The organism is Pantoea latae, from assembly GCF_002077695.1.
In the GTDB taxonomy this organism is placed as follows: Bacteria; Pseudomonadota; Gammaproteobacteria; order Enterobacterales; family Enterobacteriaceae; genus Pantoea; species Pantoea latae.
Map to the genome: position 1 here is coordinate 130,090 of NZ_MWUE01000025.1, position 20,497 is coordinate 150,586.

Below are 20,497 nucleotides of genomic sequence, written 5' to 3' on the forward strand. Positions count from 1 at the left end.
ATACTGCGCCCCCCTTTTGGGGCGTAAAACAGCCAGATTGTACCAGCCGGAGAATTCATGAGCCAACTTGAACTAGTGGATCGCACCCTGATCCTGCATCGTTTCCCGCAAATGCGCGAAGAGAGTCCGCTTCAGGCGTGGGATGCGGCGGATGAATATCTGCTGCAACAGACGCTGCCGGAAGGGCCGACGCTGGTGTTCAACGACAGCTTTGGCGCGCTCACCTGCGCGCTTAATCCGCGCCCGGTCTGGCACGTCAGTGACTCCTGGCTTAGCCAGCAGGCGACGCGGCAAAACCTGCGCCTCAATGAACTCGACGACGGCGAAGTGCATTTCCTCAGCAGCCTCGACGCGCTGCCCGCCGCGCCGGCCGCGGTGCTGATCAAGGTGCCGAAAACCCTGGCGCTGCTGGAGCAGCAGCTGCGCGCCCTGCGCGAAGTGGTGACCGCCGAGACGGTGATCCTGGCGGCGGCGCGCGCCAAAGAGATCCATAACTCTACGCTGCAGCTGTTTGAGAAGATCCTCGGCGACACCCGCACCTCGCTGGCGTGGAAAAAGGCGCGACTGATCTACACCCACTTTAGCGCGCCCGCGCTGGCGCCGCAGCCGGCCACCACCGTCTGGCCGCTGGATGAGACGCCGTATCAGATCCATAACCACGCCAATGTCTTCTCCCGCGCCTCGCTGGATATCGGCGCGCGTTTCTTTATGCAGCATCTGCCGGAAAATATCGAAGGCGAGATCGTCGATCTTGGCTGCGGCAACGGCGTCATCGGCCTGATGGCGCTGGAGAGCAATCCGCAGGCGGAAGTGCATTTTCTCGATGAATCCTATATGGCGGTGGCGTCGAGCCAGCTGAACGTCGAGCTGAACCGGCCGCAGGATCGGGCGCGCTGCGTGTTTCGCGTCAACAACGTGCTGAGCGGCTATCCGTCGGATCGCCTGCACGCGGTGCTCTGCAATCCGCCGTTCCATCAGCAGCACGCGGTTACCGATCATCTGGCGTGGCAGATGTTCCGCGACGCCAAACGCTGCCTGCAGTACGGCGGCGAGCTGCGCATCGTCGGCAACCGCCACCTCGACTATCACCACAAGCTGAAAAAGCTGTTCGGCAACTGCACGCTGGTGGCCTCGAACCAGAAGTTCGTGGTGCTGCGTGCGGTGAAGATGCGCTGATCAGATCGTCAGCGCCAGCTGCACCGCCTGGGCAATCGCCCGACGCGCGTCCAGCTCCAGCGCTACGTCGGCGCCACCGATAAGATGTACTACTTTGCCGCGCGCGCGCAGCGCGGCCTCCAGCTCGCGCTGCGGCTCCTGACCGGCGCAGATAATCACATTATCCACCGCCAGGATTTCCACTGCGCCGTCGCGGCGCAGATGCACACCCCGATCGTTAATCGCCAGATACTCTACGCCGCCCCACATGCGCACGCCGCGCGCCTGCAGCGTGGCGCGGTGGATCCAGCCGGTGGTTTTGCCTAATCCCGCGCCGGGTTTGCCCGGCTTGCGCTGCAGCAGCCAGATATCGCGGGCGGCGGGCTGCGGCTGCGCGGGCAGCAGCCCACCGCGCTGCGACAGCGTCAGATCGATGCCCCATTCACGGCAAAAATGGTCAAGGTCGTTCTCTTGCGCAGGCTGCGAGAGAAACATCGCGGTGTCGAAGCCGATGCCGCCCGCGCCGATAATGGCGACGCGTCGGCCCACCGCTTTTTTGTCGCGCAGCACCTCGAGATAGCTGAGCACGCTGGGGTGATCGATGCCCGGGATCGGCGGCGTGCGCGGCTGAATGCCGCTTGCCAGCACCACCTCATCCGCCTCGTCCAGATCCGCCAGCGTCGCCCGCCAGCGGGTTCGCACCTCCACCCCGGCGGCGGCGAGCTGATGGTTAAAGTAGCGCAGGGTTTCGCTGAACTCCGCTTTGCCTGGGATCTGACGCGCAATATTGAACTGGCCGCCAATCGTTTCATCAGCCTCATAGAGCCGCACCCGATGGCCGCGCTGCGCTGCCTGCAGCGCAAACGCCATGCCCGCCGGACCGGCGCCGACCACCGCAATCCGCTTTGACACGGCGCACGGCGTCACCGGCATCAGGGTTTCGTGGCAGGCGCGCGGGTTCACCAGGCAAGAGGTCACCTTACCGACGAAAATCTGGTCAAGGCACGCCTGGTTGCAGGCGATACAGGTATTGATGCTCTCTGCCGCGCCGCGCGCCGCTTTGCTGACGAAGGCGGCGTCGGCGAGAAACGGGCGCGCCAGCGACACCATATCCGCGCAGCCGCTCTGTAACAGATCTTCGGCGACCTGCGGATGATTGATGCGGTTGGTGGCGATCACCGGCGCCGCAACGTGCTGGCGCAGGCGGCGCGCCGCTGCGGCGAAGGCCGCGCGCGGCACCGAGGTGGCGATGGTGGGCACGCGCGCTTCGTGCCAGCCAATGCCGGTATTGAACAGCGTGACGCCGCTCTTCTCCAGCCCGGTCGCCAGCGTGAGCGTCTCCTCCAAGGAGCTGCCGTCTTCCACCAGATCCAGCATCGACAGGCGAAAAATCACGATAAAGTCGCGGCCGACCGCTTCGCGCACCGCGCAGGTGACGGCCAGCGCGAACGCCTGCCGTCGCGTCGCGTCGCCGCCCCAGCGGTCGCTGCGCCGGTTGGTACGCGGCGCTAAAAACTGGTTAATCAGGTAGCCTTCCGAGCCCATAATCTCTACGCCGTCGTAGCCTGCCTGCTGCGCCAGCCGCGCGCAGCGGGCAAAGTCGCTGATGGTTTGCAGGATCGCCTGCTCGCTCATCTCCTGCGGCAGATAAGGATTAATCGGCGCCTGGATCGCCGAGGGCGCCACCAGATCTTGCTGGTAGCTGTAGCGGCCGGTGTGCAGGATCTGCAGGGCGATTTTGCCGCCTTCCGCGTGCACGGCGTCGGTGATCGCGCGATGCCAGCCGCACTGCTCGGGCGAGGTAAGCGTGGCACCATGCTTCATCGCCACGCCGTGCGCGTTGGGCGCCACGCCGCCGGTAACGATCAACGCCACCCCTTCGCGCGCGCGCTCGCCGTAAAACGCGGCGAGGCGCTGCGCGCCATCAGGATGCTCTTCCAGTCCGGTGTGCATCGAACCCATCAGGAAGCGGTTGCGCAGTTGGGTAAAGCCCAGATCGAGCGGGGCGAACAGGGCAGGGTAGGCGTGACTCTTCACGGCGGCATCACTCAGAAAAGTGGTCGGATGAGTGTACTGTAGCCGCGGTGATGTTAAAAAAAAGTGAAAGTTTACCGCGCTGTGAGGCGCATCAAAAAAGCGCGTTGTCGCCCCGGCGGCGTATCCAGGAAAAGCGCGACTGATAGCCGCTGTTGAAGTGGGTGTTGCGCCGATAGCTCGATCCCGCTTCCGCCATGCAGTAGGTGCAAAAGCCGACGTTTTCGATATTCGCCGCCGGCACGCCAGCTTCTGTCAGGATCGCTGTCGCCAGCTGCGGCAGGTTAAACCAGATGCCGTGCTGCGTGCCGATCGCCTGTGGCCTGACGGCCAGCGCATTGCGCGGCTGCTCGCGGTGCCAGCAGTGCGCCAGCGGGCCGGAGAGGCGCTGCGCGATGGGGGTCAGCATCTCTTCGCCCAGCTCGTAACAGCAGGGCGCGATCGCCGGACCGATGGCGACGACGAGCGCATCCGGCGTGCTGCCCGCTTCGCACAGCCGCGCCACGGCGCGATCCAGCACGCCTGCCAGCGTGCCTTTCAGGCCCGCATGCACCGCCGCCACGCGCCGCTGCTGCCTGTCGGCGATCAGCACCGGCAGACAGTCGGCGGTGTAGACCGCCACCGGGCGCGCGCCCAGACCGATAATACCGTCTGACTCGCAGCTTTTCGGCGGCACGTTGGCTTCGTCATCCACCACGATGGCGCTGTGGCGCTGATGGCCGTAGGCGACATCGTCGGGCGGCGCTTCGCCTGCAGGCTGGAAAGCATATTCAACCCACTCCAGCGCATCAAGCAGGGTAGAGCGTACGCGGATTCCCATATGAATCTCCTCTGAGGCGTTAGGCTGCATTCATCTTAGGTTAACTGCTACATTTTGAAAGCGTTACCTCTTCCCACTTTCCGGCTTAAGGACAACAACATGAAAATGACCGCAACGCTGCTGACCAGCGGACTGATGGCGCTGATGCTGTCGGGCTGCGCCTCGCAGTCGGCGCAGAAGGCGCAGCAGCAGCTGGGCCAGCAGTCGGTGCTGGCGCTGAACTGGTTTCAGCAGTCCGGCGAATACCAGGCGCTGACGTGGCAGGCCTTTAACGGCGCGCGCCTCGCCTTCGACGCCGCGCCCTCGCTGACCGGCAAGCCCAGGGCGGTGATTGTCGATCTCGATGAGACGATGATCGACAACAGCGCCTACAGCGCCTGGCAGGCGAAAAACGGCCAGCCGTTCAGCGCGCAGAGCTGGTCGACGTGGACCCAGGCGAAGCAGGCGCTGGCGGTGCCCGGCGCGGTCGATTTCGCCCGCTACGTCACTTCGCACGGCGGCACGCTGTTTTACGTGTCGAACCGCGACCAGAAAGATTTTGACGCCACGGTGGCGAACCTGACGCAGCTCGGCTTCCCGCAGGCCAACGCGCAGACGGTGCGTCTCAGCACCGGCAGCTCCAACAAGCAGGCGCGCTTCGACGCCATCCAGGCGGCGGGCTATAACGTGGTGCTCTACGTCGGCGACAACCTGAATGACTTTGGCGCGGCGACCTGGCATCAGGGCAACGCGCAGCGTCGCGCCTTTGTCAGCCAGAACCACCAGCGATTCGGCACCCAGTTTATCGTGCTGCCCAATCCGCTGTATGGCGACTGGGAGAGCGGCATGGCGGAAAACTACAACAAGCTGACGCCGCAGCAGCAGCTCTCCACGCGCGACGCGCAGCTGAAAGCCTGGAACGGTAAATAATTCGTCAAGCGAAAGAGCCTGCGCCAGCAGGCTCTTTATTTTTCGCGCCGATATTTACGTTTGCAGGTAATTATATCCTTGCGAATTAATTTTATTATCTCTTACTTTTAAACACGCTGTTATTAAGCGGATCGCACTGCCTTTTTGCCCGAATGCCAGTTTTTAACGCTAATGGTTAAGAATGCAATTCGGACTATTCCGTATATAAGGGCCGTTTGTAAATCAATGCCGCTAATGTACAAAACCAGGCGGCTGTAAATATTTGTCAGTTTAAAACTCTTTATTTTTTCATGGTTAATTCATTTTATTGATAATATTGATTTTTATTTTATGTGTCTGCGAATAAGCTGCGGTCGTCACTGTATTAGCTTTACCTGATATTTACCTGGATTGAATAATAATTGACAAAAAGCGCACCTCTCTGGCCTGCAATAAAATTGCGGGTGCGTATTGATTCATAAACGTCTATAAACGTTTTCTGTGACCTGCTGCGTTAATTCGCCAACCGCTCACGTTTATCTGTGAGCCGGTTCACTGCCTCTGTTGCCTGGATACCTTCTGCCCGATTGTTGAGAGAGACGATTGTGACGACACTGAAACCTTTATTAGCGAAAAATCGCAGCTGGGCGCTTCAGCGCCGCGAGCGTAATCCTGACTATTTTGAACAATATCTCCATCAACAAAAACCGCATTCCCTCTGGATAGGCTGTTCCGACAGTCGCGTGCCGGCTGAGGTCCTGACCGGATCGCATCCCGGTGAGCTCTTCGTCCATCGCAATATCGCCAACATGGTGGTGGACGGCGACGATAACCTGATGAGCGTGCTGCAGTACGCCATTCTCTATCTCGGCGTAAAACGCATCGTGCTGTGCGGCCACTACGGCTGCGGCGGCGTTCAGGCGGCGCTCGATCTGCCGAACACGCCGCTGGCGCAGGAAACCTCGGCGCTGGCGCGCCGCATCGCCGCGCTGCGCCAGGCGCTGGGCGCGGAGGTCCCCAGCGAGCAGGCGGCGTCGGCCGAAACCCTGAACCGCCTGGTGGAGGTCAACGTGCTGGCGCAGTTTGCCCACCTGGCCGCCACCGCGCCGGTGCGCGACGCCTGGCACGTGGGTCAGCCACTAGACCTGTTCGGCTGCGTGTACGATCTGCAGTCGGGCCATCTTAAAGAGTTAATTCAGCAATCCGCAGAGGAATCTTCGCCATGAATGTGAATACGCTTCGTCAGGATATTCCCGCCGGTCTGGTGGTGTTTCTGGTGGCGCTGCCGCTTTGCCTGGGCATCGCGCAGGCGAGCGGGCTGCCGCCGTTCGCCGGACTGCTGACCGGGGTGATCGGCGGGCTGCTGGTCACCGCGTTAAGCCCGTCGCGCTTTGCCGTCAGCGGCCCGGCGGCGGGGCTGGTGACGATTGTCGTCGCCTCGATCGAGACCCTCGGCAGCTTTAGCGCCTTCCTGACCGCGCTGGTGCTGGCAGGCCTGATGCAGTGCGGTCTCGGCCTGCTGCGCGCGGGCCGTTTTATTTCGCTGGTGCCCGGCAGCGTGATTAAGGGAATGCTGGCGGCTATCGGCATTCTGCTGATTATCCAGCAGATCCCGGTGGCGTTTGGCGTTGAGGGCGACGCCGGGCTGGCCGGCTTCGCCAGCGGCGCCACCACCTTCTCGGCACCGGCGATGCTGGTGGCGGGCGGCAGTCTGGCGATCCTGTGGCTCTGGACCACGCCGCTGGTGAAGCGCGTCGGTGCGCTGGCCTGGGTGCCCGGCCCGCTAGTTGCGGTGCTGTTCGGCTGCGCCGCTACCGTTTTCGGCGGGCGCGTAATGCCGGAGATGGCGGACCAGCTGGCGCGCATCGCGCTGCCGGCGTTCGACAGCCTCTCCGCGCTGGCGGCGCAGCTGGAGCGTCCGGCCTGGAACGCGTGGCAAAATCCGGCGGTCTGGGTGGTGGCGGTGACGCTGGCGCTGGTCGCCAGCCTCGAGACGTTGCTGAGCCAGGAGGCGCTGAAGAAGCTGCGCCCGCAGAATCCGCCGCCGTCGCCCAATCGCGAGATGTTCGCCCAGGGCATCGGCAACCTTAGCGCCGGCCTGCTGGGCGCCATGCCGATTACCGCGGTGATCGTGCGCAGCTCGGTGAACGTCAGCACCGGCGCGCAGACCAAACTCTCGATCTTGATCCACGGCGTGCTGCTGTTGATCTGCGGACTCTGGTTTAGCGATCTGCTGAACGCCATTCCGCTGGCCAGCCTGGCGGCGGTGCTGCTCTACACCGGCTATAAGCTGGCGCCGCCGCGGCTGTTCGTCGAGCAGTTCCGGCTGGGCGCGCAGCAGTCTGTGCCGTTTCTCGCCACTATCGGCGGCATTATCCTGTTCGGCATGCTGACGGGCATCGGCATCGGCCTGGCGACGCAGATGCTGTTCAGCCTCTATAAGAGCCACCGCAACGCGCTGCAGCTGACGCGCTACGACGATCACTATGTGCTGCGCTTTCAGCAGAACCTCACTTTCTTGCACAACCCGAAACTGCAGGGGCTACTGGCGGAGATCCCGGAGAACAGCGTGGTGATTGTCGATCATGACAACGCGCACTATCTCGATCCCGACGTAAAGGCAGTGCTGAAAGATTTCGGCGACAGCGCCGATCAGCGCGGCATTCGCCTGAGCCAGTGGCCGGTGGCGGTGAAGTAACAAAAGGATTCGCCTGTTAGTCAGGTGATTACGCGGGTGACATGGCCTGATCGCAAAGACGCAAAAAACGGCATCCCTGCCAGCTCGGCCCGCGACATCCCTGTCGCGGGACGCTTTGCTCTTCAGTCCATGTCACCCGCTAGTTTGACTGAGTAGCTGTCTGAAAAAATCAGATATCTCGGATAGCCGGTTTTTTCCTGTTTAGGGCATAATTGGCGCGCCCAAAGCCAGACGGCGCTACCCACATCGCGAGTAGCGTCGATCCCTGCCGTTTATTCACCTGATTGCCCGAACGGCAAGTGCGGTTTAATGGCGTGCGGCGATCGTCCAGAACGGGCAGGGAGCGGGGAATTTACAGGCTACAGGGTTCAGACCTATGCGCGTTAAGCTGTTTGCAGAGCACCAGACTAAAAAAAATGCCCTCTCGCTGTTTCTGTTGACGCTGCTGTTCTGCTTTTTAGGCAGCCATCTGCGTATTCCCGCCGAGCTGTCGCTGTTCTGGCCGGTAAACGCCATCGTCGCCGCGGTTATCGTGCGACACCCTTATCTTCACCGCATTCGCTACTACCTTGCCAGTTTCGCCGCGATGGTGGTGAACGACACGGTTTTCTCCGGCTGGGCCTGGCCTGCGGTCACGCTCAATATCGCCAACCTGCTGTTTATCATTATTTCCGTCTCGATGCTGGTCAGGCACTACCTGCGCGATTCCAGCCGCACGCAGCTCGGCAATGCGCTACGTATCTTTCCCGCCTGTTTGCTGGCCGCCTTCGCCTGCGCCACCTGGGGTGGACTGGCGCAGGATATGAGCTTTGACGTCCGCTTCGCCACCGCCTGGGGCGACTGGTTTAGCGAACAGTTCTCCACCGGGCTGATGCTGCTGCCGTTCCTGCTGGCGCGCGGCTGGCGTAGCCTGTCGTTCGCCGCGCTGCTGGCGCCAGGCAAATGGCTGCCGGTGCTCAGCGTGCTGCTGTCGCTGGTGGTGGGCGCGATGATCGGCGGCGCGGGCAGCCTGACGTTTCCGGTGCCGGCGCTGATCTGGTGCGCCATCGTCCTGCCGATCCCGGTAACCAGCCTGGTGATCCTGCTGACCGGCATCACCGAAATTGTGCTGGTCTCGCACGGCGTGATGAACATCCAGGGCAACGACAATCTGCTGCCGTTAAGCCATCTCACCTCGGCGCGTCTCGGCGTCGCTACCGTGGCGATTAGCCCGCTGATCGTCGCCGTCAGTATGGATGCGGTGCGCCAGCTCAACCAGCGGCTCGCGCTGCGCGCCAACTACGATTTTCTCACGCAGCTGCTGTCGCGTTCCGGCCTGTACGAAAGCCTGAAAGAGGAGCCGTTCTCCGCCCAGCGCAGCGTCGGCGTGATCCTGATCGACGTCGACTACTTCAAGGCGATTAACGACAACTTCGGCCACGATGCGGGCGACGGCGTGCTGGAGGAGATTGCGCTGCGGATGCAAAAAGTGGTGGGCAGCCAGGGGCGCATCTGCCGGTTCGGCGGCGAGGAGTTCGCCATCGTGCTGTTCGACGCCCACGCCGCGCAGCTGTTTCAGCTGGCGGAGGCGGTGCGTCAGGCGATAGGCAAAGAGAAGTTCTGGCTGCAGGGCAACACGGTGACTGTGACCGTTAGCCTGGGACTGGCGCAGGGGCGCGCGGGCGAGGAGCGCGACTGGCACAGCGTGGTTAACCAGCTGGTCTCCGCCGCGGATAAAAATCTCTATCTCTCCAAGCGCAACGGGCGTAATCAGACCTCGCCCGCCTTCCGCACGCTGACGCTGGCGGGCGAGGTAGCCTAGCGGCTACACGCTGCTTTTTAGCTGGCTGCTCTGTTGATGACGCTCCAGCGCCAGTTCGATCAGTCGACTAATCAGATCGCGATAGCTGACGCCCGCCGCCTGCCACAGCTTGGGATACATGCTGATATTGGTGAAGCCGGGCAGGGTATTGACCTCGTTGACGATAATCTCGCCCGCCTCGGTCAGGAAGACGTCGACGCGCGCCATGCCGCTGCACTCCAGCGCCTGAAACGCCCTGATCGCCACCGCGCGGATCGCTTCGCTGCGCTCTGCGTCAATGGCCGCGGGCACCTGGGTCTGCGCGCCGGTTTCGCTGATATATTTGGTTTCGTAGGAGTAGAAGGCGTCGTGCACCACCACTTCGCCGCACGGGCTCGCCTGCGGATCGTCGTTGCCCAGCACCGCGCACTCGATTTCCCGCCCTTTAATGCCGGTCTCAATCAGCACCTTGCGGTCGAAGGAAAAGGCGAGATCCAGCGCGCTACTGAACGCCTCGAGGCTGTCGACTTTACTGACGCCTACTGACGACCCCTGATTAGCCGGTTTGATAAACAGCGGCAGCCCCAGCTGCGCAATCACGTCGGCCGCCTGAAGACGCGGCCGCTGCGCCTGGGTGACGCTGATCCAGGGCGCGACCTGCAAACCGGCGTCGCGCAGCAGACGTTTAGTGACGTCTTTATCCATACTGACCGCCGAGCCGAGCACGCCAGAGCCGACAAAAGGCAGCGACGCCATGCGCAGCAGCCCCTGCAGCGAGCCATCTTCGCCGAGCGTGCCGTGCACGATGGGGAAAATCACGTCGATCTGCGACAGCGCATCGCCGCTCTGGCGGGCAATCACCTGCTGCTGCGACGCGCCCGGCACCAGCGCCACGCTTTCGCCGGCGCGATTGAGCGCGATAAGCGCCGGATCCTGCGCGTTGATCAGAAAGTTTGAGGCGTCGTTCAGATGCCACTGACCCTGTTTATCAATGCCCAGCAGCACTGGCTCGAAGCGCGTTTTATCGATCGCATCGAGAATATTTTTAGCCGACTGTAACGATACTTCATGCTCGGCCGACTTGCCGCCGAACACAATGCCTACCCGCAGTTTTGTCATAAGAACGTGCCTGAAAGATGATGCGAAACCCACAAGATAACATGCAGATTTCGCCCTGTAACGGCATGGCGCGGGTCAGCGAGGCGCTTAATTCAGCGCGGCGGAGAGCAGGCTGCGGCACTGGCCGGCGTCGGCGCGCACCTGCGCCTGTTGCGCCGCGCTCAGGCCCTGCCAGGCATCCACCACCTGCTGGCCGAGGCGCGGCTGAAAATGGATTTTTTGCAGCGCATAGTCAGAGTTGCCGCCTTCGATTACCGTGCGCATATCCGCCACGAAGCGGCGGCTGTCGTCATGATGAATGGCGCAGAACACGGAGACGTAGTAGGCCTCGTCCTCTTTGCTGTAGTGCGGCGTCAGCCAGTACCAGACGGCGGCGGCAAGAAGAAGCAGCGGGAGAAGATATTTCAGTCGGGCGATCATAGCTGTGGGTACGCTCGTAGCAGGGAACAAGGCGGGGGAGTATAGCGCGTAACGGATAACGGCAGCTCAATGAGCTAAAGGGTTGCGCTTATCGACAGGGAAAGCGCAGCACCGTTAAATCAGCGTCATCACCACGATACCCGTCGCGGCAATTTCATTCAGCGCGCATTCGAACTCGGCGTCGCCGCCGCTAATTCTGACGCGTCCGCCGGGCAGACGCGCAAGGGTGCGCAGGCTGGCCATGCCTTCAATATCCAGCAGCCATTTGCCGTCCACCACCGCCTTGTAGCTGCGGTTAATGATGTACTGCTGCTCGCCTTCAATCACCGCCAGCAGGTTGCTATTGGCCGCCACCTTATCAAGAAACAGTTTGCTCTCCAGAGTCACAAAATCGACAGGACTGAGTTCACCATTTGTTAATTTTACCCGCTCAATCTCCGTCAGGCTTTTGATCGGGTGGCTTTCGCTGCCTTTTTCCGCCGCCAGCGCTTTTACTGCGCTGGGTGCCTCGCCCTGACCGTAGAGGATCCAGTTCAGCTCGGCGTCGGTGTCAATCAGACACTGCACTACCAGATCGGCCGGGAAAGCGTCTCTTTTATAACGCATTGCCAGGTTGCTCGAGGAGAGCCCGACATGATCGGCATACTGCGATTTCTGTTTGAACCCATAGGCCTGAATCAGCCTGTCGAGGATAGCCCCGCCGCTCCCGTTAAAATTAGTGACTAACATTTTTGAGCTTCCTCTTGTGTTACTAACATATTTGAATTAGCATCACTGCGTTGTGAATGTTATCGCATAACGCTGACATTACGTTAACTGGAGATGATGCCCTATGAAGCCCGACATTACAAATGCCATAGCGCGTGCTCTTTTATTACCCGTAAGCCTTAAACGGCGGGCTGGCGCGCTTTTTATCAGGCAATACGGCCTTTTGCTGGCCAACGGGCGCGCCCTATGTCGACATGCGCTCCGGGGAAAACGCGCTGCCGGTGCGGCAGAACGTGCCGCCGGTCGGGCTGGCTCTTTTTCTGTTAATTTTCAGCTCAACTGACTCACTTATGATGAATAGTCACTCTCAACCAGCGGCTGCCATGAGCTTTGACGAGTTCTGCAAAAGCTGGCGGCAGATGCGCAGCAACAGCCGTAATCCGGCGCTGGTCGCCTTCAACCAACAGGACGACGAATGCAAATTTTGCGTGCTGACGCTGGCGAATCGGGAAAAGCCCGGCAGCTTTCGCCTGCAGGAGGTTGGCCAAAATTTTGAAACCTTCGACGAAGCCCGACGCGCGCTGATTATCGCTGCCATGAACAAAATGGTGCGCTGGGGTCGGCGCTGGCCGCGCGCGTTTTCCGACGCCGACCGCTATCTGTCTGAATAACTAACACCCACTGCAACTTAATGACGTCAACCCGTCGGGCTTCCCTTTGCCCGCATTCAGGAGAGATGAGATGAAACACGCTGTTCACCGTGCTGAAAATGAGGCGCTCAACGCCCTGCTAACCGCGGCGCGCGCCGACGAGCGCAAAGACCGCGCGCAGGCGGTCGCCGCGCGTCTGGCTGCGATGGCGACGCATATCAGCCGCCAGGGGCTTAACGGCATCGAAGCCGCCGAGCTGATTCGCCATGAGGCGCAGCGCTACCGCGATGAGTCAGAGGAGCTGCACTGATGGTCGATACCATGGATATTGCGCAGCAGCGCCAGGCGGAGCGGCTGGCGCAGGATATCGCCGCCGTGACGCAGCGGCCCAAAGGCGTCAGCGCCTTCTTCTGCGAGGAGTGCGACAGCGCCATTCCTGAAGCGCGCCGCCGCGCCCTCAACGGGGTGTCTCGCTGCGTCGGCTGCCAGGAGCTGGCCGAACGGCGCGCTCGCCACTATCAGGGCGGCGTCTGATGTTGCACGAAAACTGGCCGTGGCGCGCGCCGCGTCAGGCTATCGCCTCGCCTTATCCGACGCACGCCGAGATGCAGCGGCGCAGCCGACAGTTCGCTGCGCAGGCGCAGGCGTGGACGGCGCTGGAGCAGCAGCCGTCGCTGGTGCAGCGCGTTATCCGGCTGCGTCACGGCCAGCTGGAGAAGGAGAGAGGCACGGCGGCGGCCGCCGCCTGGCTGACCACCACCTTCGCCGAACGCCTGCTGCCGCGCGTGGAGCAGGCAGGCGCCCAGTATCGACTCGGGGAAATGCGTCGCGGCACCGCTGCGCTGCTGAGCGGTCACGCCGCGCAGGAAAAAGGCGCGGCGGCGGCGGCCGGCACGCTGTGGGAGCTGATGCGCCGCTTCAACCGTCTGGCCGATATGGCGCGCGCCGATGTCGATCGGCTGGCGGGCGATATCGCCCGCTTTATCTTCGCTGAACTGGCGCAGCTGCACGCGCAAAGCCGCGATGAATCGGACTGGCGCTACAGCCATCAGCTCTATCTGCTGGCCGCCACCGTTACCCGCGAGTTCCGCCAGACGCCGCCGCTGTGGGAAAAGATCACCACGCGTCTCTTCGCGCCGGAAGAGGCGACGCCAGCCATTATGCGTATGCAGGCGGAGACGTGGTGGAAAGGGCGACTGCGTCGACTCGCCGCTGCCTGGCGCGAACATCTGCAGATCGCGCTGGCGCAGGTCAGTAAAACCCGCTCGCCTTACGCCAGCCGCGCGACCATCGCCGAATGGCGCGAGCAGAAGCGCCGCACCCGCGATTTTTTGCAGAGCATGGATCTGGAGGATGAAGAGGGCAACCGCATCAGCCTGATCGATAAACATGACGGTAGCGTCGCCAACCCGGCGATCCGCCGCTGCGAGCTGATGACGCGCATCTGCGGCTTTGAAACTATCTGCCACGAAATGGGCTACGTCGGCGAGTTTTGCACGCTCACCGCGCCGGCGCGCTATCACGCCACCCTCAGCAGCGGCCAGCACAACCCGAAATGGCGCGGCGCCAGCCCGGCGGAGACGCAGCGCTACCTTTGCCAGCTGTGGCAGAAGGTACGCGCCAGACTGCACCGCGAACAGATCCGCCTGTTCGGCATTCGCGTTGCCGAACCGCATCATGACGGCACGCCGCACTGGCATCTGCTGCTGTTTATGCGCCCTCAGCAGGTGGCGCAGGTGCGCCAGATCCTGACAGAGTACGCCTGCCAGCAGGACAACGACGAGCTGAAGAGCGAAAAAGCGCGCAGGGCGCGCTTTCACACCACGGCCATCGATCCGCAAAAGGGCAGCGCCACCGGCTATATCGCTAAATATATCGCCAAAAATATCGACGGCTACGCGCTCGACGGCGAGCGCGACCATGAGAGCGGCGCAAGCCTGCGCGACTGCGCGGCGGCGGTATCCGCCTGGGCGAGTCGCTGGCATATCCGGCAGTTCCAGTTTATCGGCGGCGCGCCGGTGACGGTCTGGCGCGAGCTGCGCCGCATAACAGAGGGCGAGGGGCTGCGCGCAATGAGCGAGACGCTGGCCGACGCGCGCGAGGCGGCCGACCGCGGCGACTGGGCCGCCTACGTCAACGCGCAGGGCGGCCCGTTGGTGCGTCGCGATGAGCTGGCGGTGCGTAGCTGGTATCAACCCGCCGGACAGCGCAACAGCTGGGGTGAAGAGATGACGCGCATCAAAGGCGTTTACCTTACCGCCGTGGGCGCGGAGAAGCCGCTGCTGACCCGGCTGGTGAACTGGAAACTGGTGCCGAAGCGCAAAGAGGAGCAGGCGCGTTTTCCTGTCGACAACGCCTCTTGGAGTTCTGTTATTAACTGTACGCAGACGGCGCGGCGGCCAGACCGGTTAGCGCCATTGAATCATGGTGACCCTCTGGCGGTTAAAAACCTCGCCTGTCTCCCTCAAAACGGGTTTTTTTACCGGCAAAACAGCGCGCCGTAACGCCCTTTTTCCGCGCTGTTTTCACATTTGCGTTAAGTCGCTGTTAGATAAAAGAGGCGCAATATCAATGGCCTGAGCCAGACAGGCTGCGCAGTTAATTTTCTTTATATCAGATTGCATGCTGTGCTACTGTATAGATATACAGTTATAAAATGGGGGAGGGAAAGTGGATACTGACTTACAAGAACAGGTAATGCTTGAGCGCGTTGAGCTTATTGCACGACTGACCACTGAAGGAGTTTGCAGGGAGCGCGACCGAGAAGTGGCCCTCGCTTTAATCGCCGAGATTGCTGGCGATATGATGATAAAAAACAAGCAGTTCGCCGTTTCGTTTTCTGCTATACCCACTAATAAATAATAACGCAGGTATGGCAATGAGAAGCGATCGCCTGACTGCTGCAAAGCGGCAGATCCCCACCCTTTCCCCTTGATGCGCGCGCCGTCCCGGCACGGCAACAGTGAAGCGATAACGGCACCCTCTGGGTGCCGTTTTTTTTGCGCCGCGATTTCCCTGTTTACCCCTGTTTCAGCGGACAGGTGGACGTTGAGCCATGGTCCTGCAGCGAGGAGACTGCCAGTGCCGGATGACGCGCAGGCGCCGCCGAATACAACCGCGAAGCGGCTCACACGCGAGCCTGCCTACCGCCTTTAGGGGAGAAAGAGAAGAGTGACGCACCATTTTAGCCTGCCCGATGGAGAGCTATCGCCATGAACATCTATGCCCGCCAGGGCGATACGGTCGACGAGATTTGCTATCGCTACTACGGCCGCACGCAGCAGGCGGTGGAGCAGGTTTACGCCGCCAATCCCGGCCTCGCCGAGCGCGGTGCGGTTCTGCCGCACGGCTATGCCCTGACGCTGCCCGAGCTGCCAGACGCCGCGACAGGCGAAACCGTCAATCTGTGGGACTGAAGATGGAGAAAACCAGCTCGCTGATTAACTACCTGGTCAGCCTGTTTCTGATGTGGCTGGGCCGCCATACCATCCAGGACATCGCGTTTTTAGTCGGTTCCGGCGTGGCGGTGATCACCCTGATGGTTAACGTGGCGACCTTTTTCATCAACTGGCACTACCGCCGCAAAACCTATGAGCTGCAGCGCGCCAGCGCGCAGGGAGGCAGCCTTGAGTCAGATCGCTAAGCGCTGCGCCGTGGTCGCCGTGGTGGCAATTGCCGCGCTGCTGCCGCGGTTCGCCACTCTGAAAATCTCCTCTGACGGGCTGCGGCTGCTGGCCGACGCTGAGGGCTGCCGCACCTCGCCCTATCAGTGCAGCGCCGGCGTCTGGACCAACGGCATCGGCCATACCGCCGGCGTCACGCCGCAGAGCACGGTCAGCGAGCGCCAGGCGGCGGTCAATCTGGTTGACGATCTGATCCGCGTCGAGCGTCAGCTCGCCCGCTGCGTGCCGGTGACGATGCCGCAGCCGGTCTGGGATGCGGCGGTGAGCTTCGCCTTTAACGTCGGCGCCGGCGCGGCCTGCCGCTCGACGCTGGCGCGCGAGCTGAATCAGCAGCGCTGGCGCGCGGCGTGCGACCAGCTGCCGCGCTGGATCTACGTCAACGGCGTGAAAAACGCCGGGCTGGCGCAGCGGCGCGCGCGCGAGCGCGCCTGGTGCCTGCGAGGCGTGCCGTGACGCGCCTGTGCCTTGCGCTGCTGGCGGGGCTGCTGCTGGCGCTCGCCCTGACCGGCTGGCGCGGCGCGCAGCTGCGCGAGGTGCAGCGCGCCAACGCCGCGCTCGCTGCCGATCTCGCCAGCCGCGACCAAATCATTGTCCGTCTGCGCGAGCAGGCGCAGATGAACGCTATGCGCGAGGCGGCGCTGCGTGAACAGCAGAGTCGCGCCAGCCGCCTCGCCCTCAACCGTGAACGACAAATTGCGAGGGAAACCGATGCCCGCCAGGCGTTACGCCAGTGGTCTGCTGCCGCTCTGCCTGATGATGTTATCCGGCTGCACAGCCGTCCCGCCTTCGACAACCCCCGCGATTATTTGGGCTGGCTGTCCGCGCGTGACCAGCTGTCCAGTGCCGGGCAACCGCCTGCAGACGCAGGGCGATCTGGCGGCAGATAACCGTCAGCTAGAGGCTGCGCTCGCGTCGTGCGGGCTGCAGATTGAAATCATAAAAGAGTGCCAGGAGCAACAGGATGCAGAAACCTCAACAGCTACGCGCGGCGCTGAACCGCAGCGTGCCGCTGCTACAGCAAAACCCTGAGCGGCTGACCATGAGCATCGCCGCCGGAACGGTGGTGGCGACCAGCGCGCCGTCGCTCTCCTTTGAGTATCGCTACCGGCTCGAATTAACCATCGCCGACGTTCAGCAGGAGATTGAGGCGGCGATCGTGCCGCTGCTCGCCTGGCTGCGGGATAACCAGCCGGAGATGATGGGCAACGCCGACAAGCGCCGCAGCGATTTTACCTTCGCGACCGACGCCGCCGGCGCGCTCAGCATCGGCCTGCAGCTGAGCGAGCGCGTGCTGGTGACGCAGCAGCAGAGCGCGCTGCAGGTCACCTTTCCCGGCGAGCCGACGCCGCCGGCTAACGATGAGGCGCCGCTGCAGCTCTGGGTGCACGGCGCGCTGGTCAGTGAGTGGCAGCGCTAAAGCTGTCCTGCTATCTCTCAGCGGTCGGCGCCGCGTTGCTGGCCGCACGCACCACGGGTAACACTAGCGACATGAACGAACATATCAGCGAAATCTTGCGCCTGCTGCGCAACCTTATCCGCATCGGCACCGTCTCGGCGGTGGATGCGCCGAACGGCCGCTGTCGCGTGCGCAGCGGCGACAACGAAACCGGCTGGCTGCCGTGGCTCAGCGCCCGCGCCGGACGATCGCGCGCCTGGAGCGCGCCGTCGGTCGGCGAACAGGTGCTGCTGCTCAGCCTGGGCGGCGAGCTGAACACCGGTTTTATTCTGCCGGGCATCTTTTCCGACAGCCATCCCGCGCCTTCCGCCTCGGCCGACGCGCTGCACTGGTCGTTTCCCGACGGCGCGGTCATCGAGTATGAACCGCAGAACGGCGCGCTAAAGGCGAGCGGCATTCAGAGTGCCACCGTGCAGGCGGCGGTCAGTGTGTTGCTGGACGCGCCGCTGGTGGAGTGCAGCGCAAAGCTGAAAACCGCCACGCTGGAGGTGACCGGCGGCGGCACGCTGCAGGGCAACGTCACCCACAGCGGCGGCAGCCTTAGCTCTAACGGCATCGTACTGCACGCCCATCAGCATGGCGGCGTGAAGTCGGGCGGCGATCTCTCAGGAGGGCCGCAGTGATGACGGAGAAATATCTCGGCATGAATCGCGAAAGCGGCGCGGCGCTGGCGGACATGGAGCATATCCGCCAGTCGGTGCGCGATATTTTGACCACGCCGCTTGGCTCCCGGGTGATGCGTCGCCGTTACGGCTCGCTGCTGTCGGCGCTGATTGACCAGCCGCAAAACCCGGCGCTGCGTCTGCAAATTATGTCCGCCTGCTATATGGCGATTTTGCAGTGGGAGCCGCGTATTCAACTGAGCGCGATCGACTATGAGGCGTCGTATGACGGCGGCATGACGGTAGAACTTACCGGCAGCCGCAGTGATACCACGCAAGATTTTTCCCTGACTATTCCCGTGAGCTGAACCTATGGCAACCATTAACCTGAGCCAGCTGCCTGCGCCCGATGTGGTGGAGACGCTGGATTACGAAGCCCTGCTGGCCGAGCGCAAGGCGACGCTGATTTCTCTCTATCCCGCCGAGCAGCAGGCGGCGCTTGCCCGCACGCTGACGCTGGAGTCGGAGCCGCTGGTGAAGCTGCTGCAGGAGAACGCCTATCGCGAGCTGATCCTGCGCCAGCGCATCAACGAGGCGGCGAAAGCCAATATGGTCGCTTGGGCGACCGGCAGCGATCTGGACCAGCTGGGCGCCAATAACGGCGTGACGCGGCTGACCCTGCGGGCCGCTGACAACAGCACGCTGCCGCCGACCGCGGCGCTGATGGAGAGCGACGACAATTTCCGCATGCGCATCGCCGCCGCGTTTGAAGGGCTGAGCGTGGCGGGGCCGAGCGGCGCCTACGAGTATCACGCCAAAAGCGCCGACGGCCGCGTGGCGGACGTCTCCGCCACCAGTCCGGCGCCGGCAGAGGTGGTGATCACCGTCCTGAGCCGCGAGGGCGACGGCACGGCGCCCGCCGATCTGCTCGCCATCGTGGCCAACGCGCTCAACGATGAGGATGTGCGCCCGGTCGCCGATCGCGTCAGCGTGCAGACGGCCGCCATTGTCGAATACCGCGTCGACGCCACGCTCTATCTCTATCCCGGCCCGGAAGCGGAGCCGATCCGCGCCGCCGCCGAGGCAAAGCTGATCGCCTTTATCAACGCCCAGGCGCGGCTGGGGCGCGATATCCGCCAGTCGGCGCTCTATGCCGCGCTGCATGTGGAAGGGGTGCAGCGCGTCGAGCTGGCGCAGCCGGCCGCCGATGTGGTGCTGGATAAAACCCAGGCCGCGTACTGCAGCGGCTACAGCATCGCGGTGGGAGGCTCCGATGAGTGATCGGCTGCTGCCGACCGGCTCCTCGACGCTCGAGGTTGCCGCCGCGCAGGCCTGCGCGGCTATCGAGGCGACGCCGGTGCCGCTGCGCCAGTTGTGGAACGCGCAGACCTGCCCGGTTGCGCTGCTGCCTTATCTTGCCTGGGCCTGGTCGGTCGACCGCTGGGACAGCAACTGGAATGAGGCGACCAAACGCAGTGTCGTCGCCGCCTCGGAGTATGTGCACCGGCATAAAGGCACCATCGGTTCTCTGCGGCGTATCGTCGAGCCGCTCGGCTATCTGATCCGTATTACCGAGTGGTGGAAAACCGGCGACGCGCCGGGCACGTTTCGCCTCGACGTCGGCGTGCTCGACACCGGCATCACCGAGGCGATGTACAACGAACTGGAGCGGCTGATCGCCGATGCGAAGCCGTGCAGCCGGCATCTGATCGGCCTCTCGATCAATCTGGACGCCAGCGGCGCGCTGCCGATGGCGGTCGCCAGCTACAGCGGCGACGAGCTGACAATTTATCCCTATACCCCTGAAATCATCACCGTGAACGGGCCAGGCTACACCGGCGCAGCGGTACATTTAATTGACCTGACGGAAGTGCGCACATGACAACGAAATATTATGCCCTGCTGACCAATCAGGGCGCGGCAAAGCTGGCAAACGCCACGGCGCTCGGCACGAAGCTGCAAATTACGGAAATGGCGGTAGGCGACGGCGGCGGCACGCTGCCAACGCCGAACGCCTCGCAGACGGCGCTGGTGGGCGAAAAACGCCGCGCGGCGCTCAATTCCCTGAGCGTCGATGCGGCCAACAGCAGCCAGATTATCGCTGAGCAGATTATCCCCGAGAACGAAGGCGGCTTCTGGATCCGCGAAATCGGCCTGTTCGACGCCGACGGCGTGATGATTGCCGTCGCCAACTGCGCGGAGACCTATAAGCCGCAGCTGCAGGAGGGCAGCGGCCGCACGCAGACGGTGCGCATGATTATCATCGTGAACAGCACCGACGCGGTGACGCTGAAGATCGACCCCTCCGTGGTGCTGGCGACGCGCCAGTATGTGGATAACGGGGTAATCGAGGCGAAGCAGTATGCGGATAAAGGCATCGCTGACCACGTCGCGGCGGCGAACCCGCATAAGCAGTATCTGCAGATTGCTAATGCGCTGGCGGAGGTTAAGAGCGCGGGGAAGGTGGCGGATGTTCTACAAAAC

General features: G+C 62.6%; 25 protein-coding genes. 20 read left to right on the forward strand and 5 right to left on the reverse strand.

Annotated elements, in window-relative coordinates; genetic code table 11:
* The first annotated feature begins 57 nt into the window (after positions 1–57).
* Positions 58–1,176 carry a 23S rRNA (guanine(1835)-N(2))-methyltransferase RlmG gene (rlmG, locus tag B2J69_RS16980; protein ID WP_081140819.1) on the forward strand — a complete coding sequence of 373 codons (1,119 nt, stop codon included), beginning with the start codon at positions 58–60 and terminating at the stop codon, positions 1,174–1,176.
* Here the strand turns inward: rlmG and B2J69_RS16985 are convergent, their stop codons facing one another.
* Together B2J69_RS16985 and B2J69_RS16990 are read right to left on the reverse strand one after the other, a co-directional pair.
* On the reverse strand, positions 1,177–3,192 hold the full coding sequence (locus B2J69_RS16985; protein WP_236722745.1) for an oxidoreductase: 2,016 nt from the start codon (positions 3,190–3,192) through the stop codon (positions 1,177–1,179).
* Positions 3,193–3,283: 91 nt separating this feature from the next.
* Entirely contained in the window at positions 3,284–4,009 is a 726-nt protein-coding gene (locus B2J69_RS16990) for a polyphenol oxidase family protein (RefSeq protein WP_081140820.1), read from the reverse strand.
* Positions 4,010–4,108: 99 nt separating this feature from the next.
* Here B2J69_RS16990 and B2J69_RS16995 point away from each other — a divergent pair, with 99 nt between their 5' ends.
* The 4 genes from B2J69_RS16995 (at position 4,109) to B2J69_RS17010 (ending at position 9,396) form a co-directional block, all read left to right on the forward strand.
* Entirely contained in the window at positions 4,109–4,918 is an 810-nt protein-coding gene (locus B2J69_RS16995; RefSeq protein ID WP_081140821.1) for a 5'-nucleotidase, lipoprotein e(P4) family, read from the forward strand.
* A 584-nt stretch (positions 4,919–5,502) separates the two neighbouring features.
* Positions 5,503–6,123 carry a carbonic anhydrase gene (locus B2J69_RS17000; RefSeq protein ID WP_081140822.1) on the forward strand — a complete coding sequence of 207 codons (621 nt, stop codon included), beginning with the start codon at positions 5,503–5,505 and terminating at the stop codon, positions 6,121–6,123.
* Positions 6,124–6,125: 2 nt separating this feature from the next.
* The gene (locus B2J69_RS17005; protein WP_094078525.1) at positions 6,126–7,595 is read left to right on the forward strand and encodes a SulP family inorganic anion transporter; all 1,470 of its coding nucleotides are present in this window, start codon (positions 6,126–6,128) and stop codon (positions 7,593–7,595) included.
* Positions 7,596–7,971: 376 nt separating this feature from the next.
* On the forward strand, positions 7,972–9,396 hold the full coding sequence (locus B2J69_RS17010; protein ID WP_081140824.1) for a GGDEF domain-containing protein: 1,425 nt from the start codon (positions 7,972–7,974) through the stop codon (positions 9,394–9,396).
* A 3-nt stretch (positions 9,397–9,399) separates the two neighbouring features.
* Here the strand turns inward: B2J69_RS17010 and ddlA are convergent, their stop codons facing one another.
* From ddlA to B2J69_RS17025, 3 genes are all read right to left on the reverse strand, one after another.
* A complete protein-coding gene (ddlA, locus tag B2J69_RS17015; RefSeq protein WP_081140825.1) occupies positions 9,400–10,494 on the reverse strand; it encodes a D-alanine--D-alanine ligase in 1,095 nt (364 codons plus the stop codon).
* An 87-nt stretch (positions 10,495–10,581) separates the two neighbouring features.
* Entirely contained in the window at positions 10,582–10,914 is a 333-nt protein-coding gene (locus B2J69_RS17020; protein ID WP_081140826.1) for a hypothetical protein, read from the reverse strand.
* Between the two features lie 114 nt (positions 10,915–11,028).
* Complete coding sequence (locus B2J69_RS17025) at positions 11,029–11,643, reverse strand: phage repressor protein CI (protein ID WP_081140827.1); 615 nt, start codon at positions 11,641–11,643, stop codon at positions 11,029–11,031.
* Positions 11,644–12,005: 362 nt separating this feature from the next.
* Here B2J69_RS17025 and B2J69_RS17030 point away from each other — a divergent pair, with 362 nt between their 5' ends.
* From B2J69_RS17030 to B2J69_RS17095, 15 genes are all read left to right on the forward strand, one after another.
* The gene (locus tag B2J69_RS17030) at positions 12,006–12,293 is read left to right on the forward strand and encodes a hypothetical protein (RefSeq protein WP_081140828.1); all 288 of its coding nucleotides are present in this window, start codon (positions 12,006–12,008) and stop codon (positions 12,291–12,293) included.
* A 70-nt stretch (positions 12,294–12,363) separates the two neighbouring features.
* The gene (locus B2J69_RS17035; protein WP_081140829.1) at positions 12,364–12,582 is read left to right on the forward strand and encodes a DUF2732 family protein; all 219 of its coding nucleotides are present in this window, start codon (positions 12,364–12,366) and stop codon (positions 12,580–12,582) included.
* Positions 12,582–12,806, forward strand: coding sequence for a TraR/DksA C4-type zinc finger protein (locus B2J69_RS17040; RefSeq protein ID WP_081140830.1), 225 nt, complete (start codon positions 12,582–12,584; stop codon positions 12,804–12,806). The genes B2J69_RS17035 and B2J69_RS17040 overlap by 1 nt, the downstream gene beginning before the upstream one ends.
* Positions 12,806–14,776, forward strand: a complete 1,971-nt coding sequence (locus B2J69_RS17045) for a replication endonuclease (protein ID WP_081140831.1) — start codon at positions 12,806–12,808, stop codon at positions 14,774–14,776. Before B2J69_RS17040 ends, B2J69_RS17045 begins: the two co-directional genes overlap by 1 nt.
* Positions 14,777–14,942: 166 nt before the next feature.
* Positions 14,943–15,134: a hypothetical protein gene (locus tag B2J69_RS23660; protein ID WP_094078524.1), complete on the forward strand. Its 192-nt coding sequence runs from the start codon at positions 14,943–14,945 to the stop codon at positions 15,132–15,134.
* A 350-nt stretch (positions 15,135–15,484) separates the two neighbouring features.
* Positions 15,485–15,688, forward strand: coding sequence for a tail protein X (locus B2J69_RS17050; protein WP_081140832.1), 204 nt, complete (start codon positions 15,485–15,487; stop codon positions 15,686–15,688).
* A gap of 2 nt (positions 15,689–15,690) precedes the next feature.
* Positions 15,691–15,915, forward strand: coding sequence for an HP1 family phage holin (locus B2J69_RS17055; protein WP_081140833.1), 225 nt, complete (start codon positions 15,691–15,693; stop codon positions 15,913–15,915).
* Positions 15,899–16,408 (forward strand): lysozyme, encoded by a 510-nt coding sequence (locus tag B2J69_RS17060; protein WP_081140834.1) that lies wholly within the window; start codon positions 15,899–15,901, stop codon positions 16,406–16,408. The genes B2J69_RS17055 and B2J69_RS17060 overlap by 17 nt, the downstream gene beginning before the upstream one ends.
* 255 nt (positions 16,409–16,663) lie before the next feature.
* Positions 16,664–16,984, forward strand: coding sequence for an Rz1-like lysis system protein LysC (gene lysC, locus B2J69_RS24380; RefSeq protein WP_236722746.1), 321 nt, complete (start codon positions 16,664–16,666; stop codon positions 16,982–16,984).
* The gene (locus B2J69_RS17070; RefSeq protein ID WP_081140836.1) at positions 16,917–17,372 is read left to right on the forward strand and encodes a phage tail protein; all 456 of its coding nucleotides are present in this window, start codon (positions 16,917–16,919) and stop codon (positions 17,370–17,372) included. The genes lysC and B2J69_RS17070 overlap by 68 nt, the downstream gene beginning before the upstream one ends.
* Before the next feature lie 71 nt (positions 17,373–17,443).
* Entirely contained in the window at positions 17,444–18,034 is a 591-nt protein-coding gene (locus B2J69_RS17075) for a phage baseplate assembly protein V (RefSeq protein WP_081140847.1), read from the forward strand.
* Complete coding sequence (locus B2J69_RS17080) at positions 18,034–18,381, forward strand: GPW/gp25 family protein (RefSeq protein ID WP_081140837.1); 348 nt, start codon at positions 18,034–18,036, stop codon at positions 18,379–18,381. The genes B2J69_RS17075 and B2J69_RS17080 overlap by 1 nt, the downstream gene beginning before the upstream one ends.
* A gap of 4 nt (positions 18,382–18,385) precedes the next feature.
* Positions 18,386–19,294: a baseplate assembly protein gene (locus tag B2J69_RS17085; RefSeq protein ID WP_081140838.1), complete on the forward strand. Its 909-nt coding sequence runs from the start codon at positions 18,386–18,388 to the stop codon at positions 19,292–19,294.
* Entirely contained in the window at positions 19,287–19,895 is a 609-nt protein-coding gene (locus B2J69_RS17090) for a phage tail protein I (RefSeq protein ID WP_081140839.1), read from the forward strand. Before B2J69_RS17085 ends, B2J69_RS17090 begins: the two co-directional genes overlap by 8 nt.
* On the forward strand, positions 19,892–20,497 hold a 606-nt coding region (locus B2J69_RS17095; RefSeq protein ID WP_174580920.1), incomplete at its 3' end, for a phage tail protein. The genes B2J69_RS17090 and B2J69_RS17095, both read left to right, overlap by 4 nt.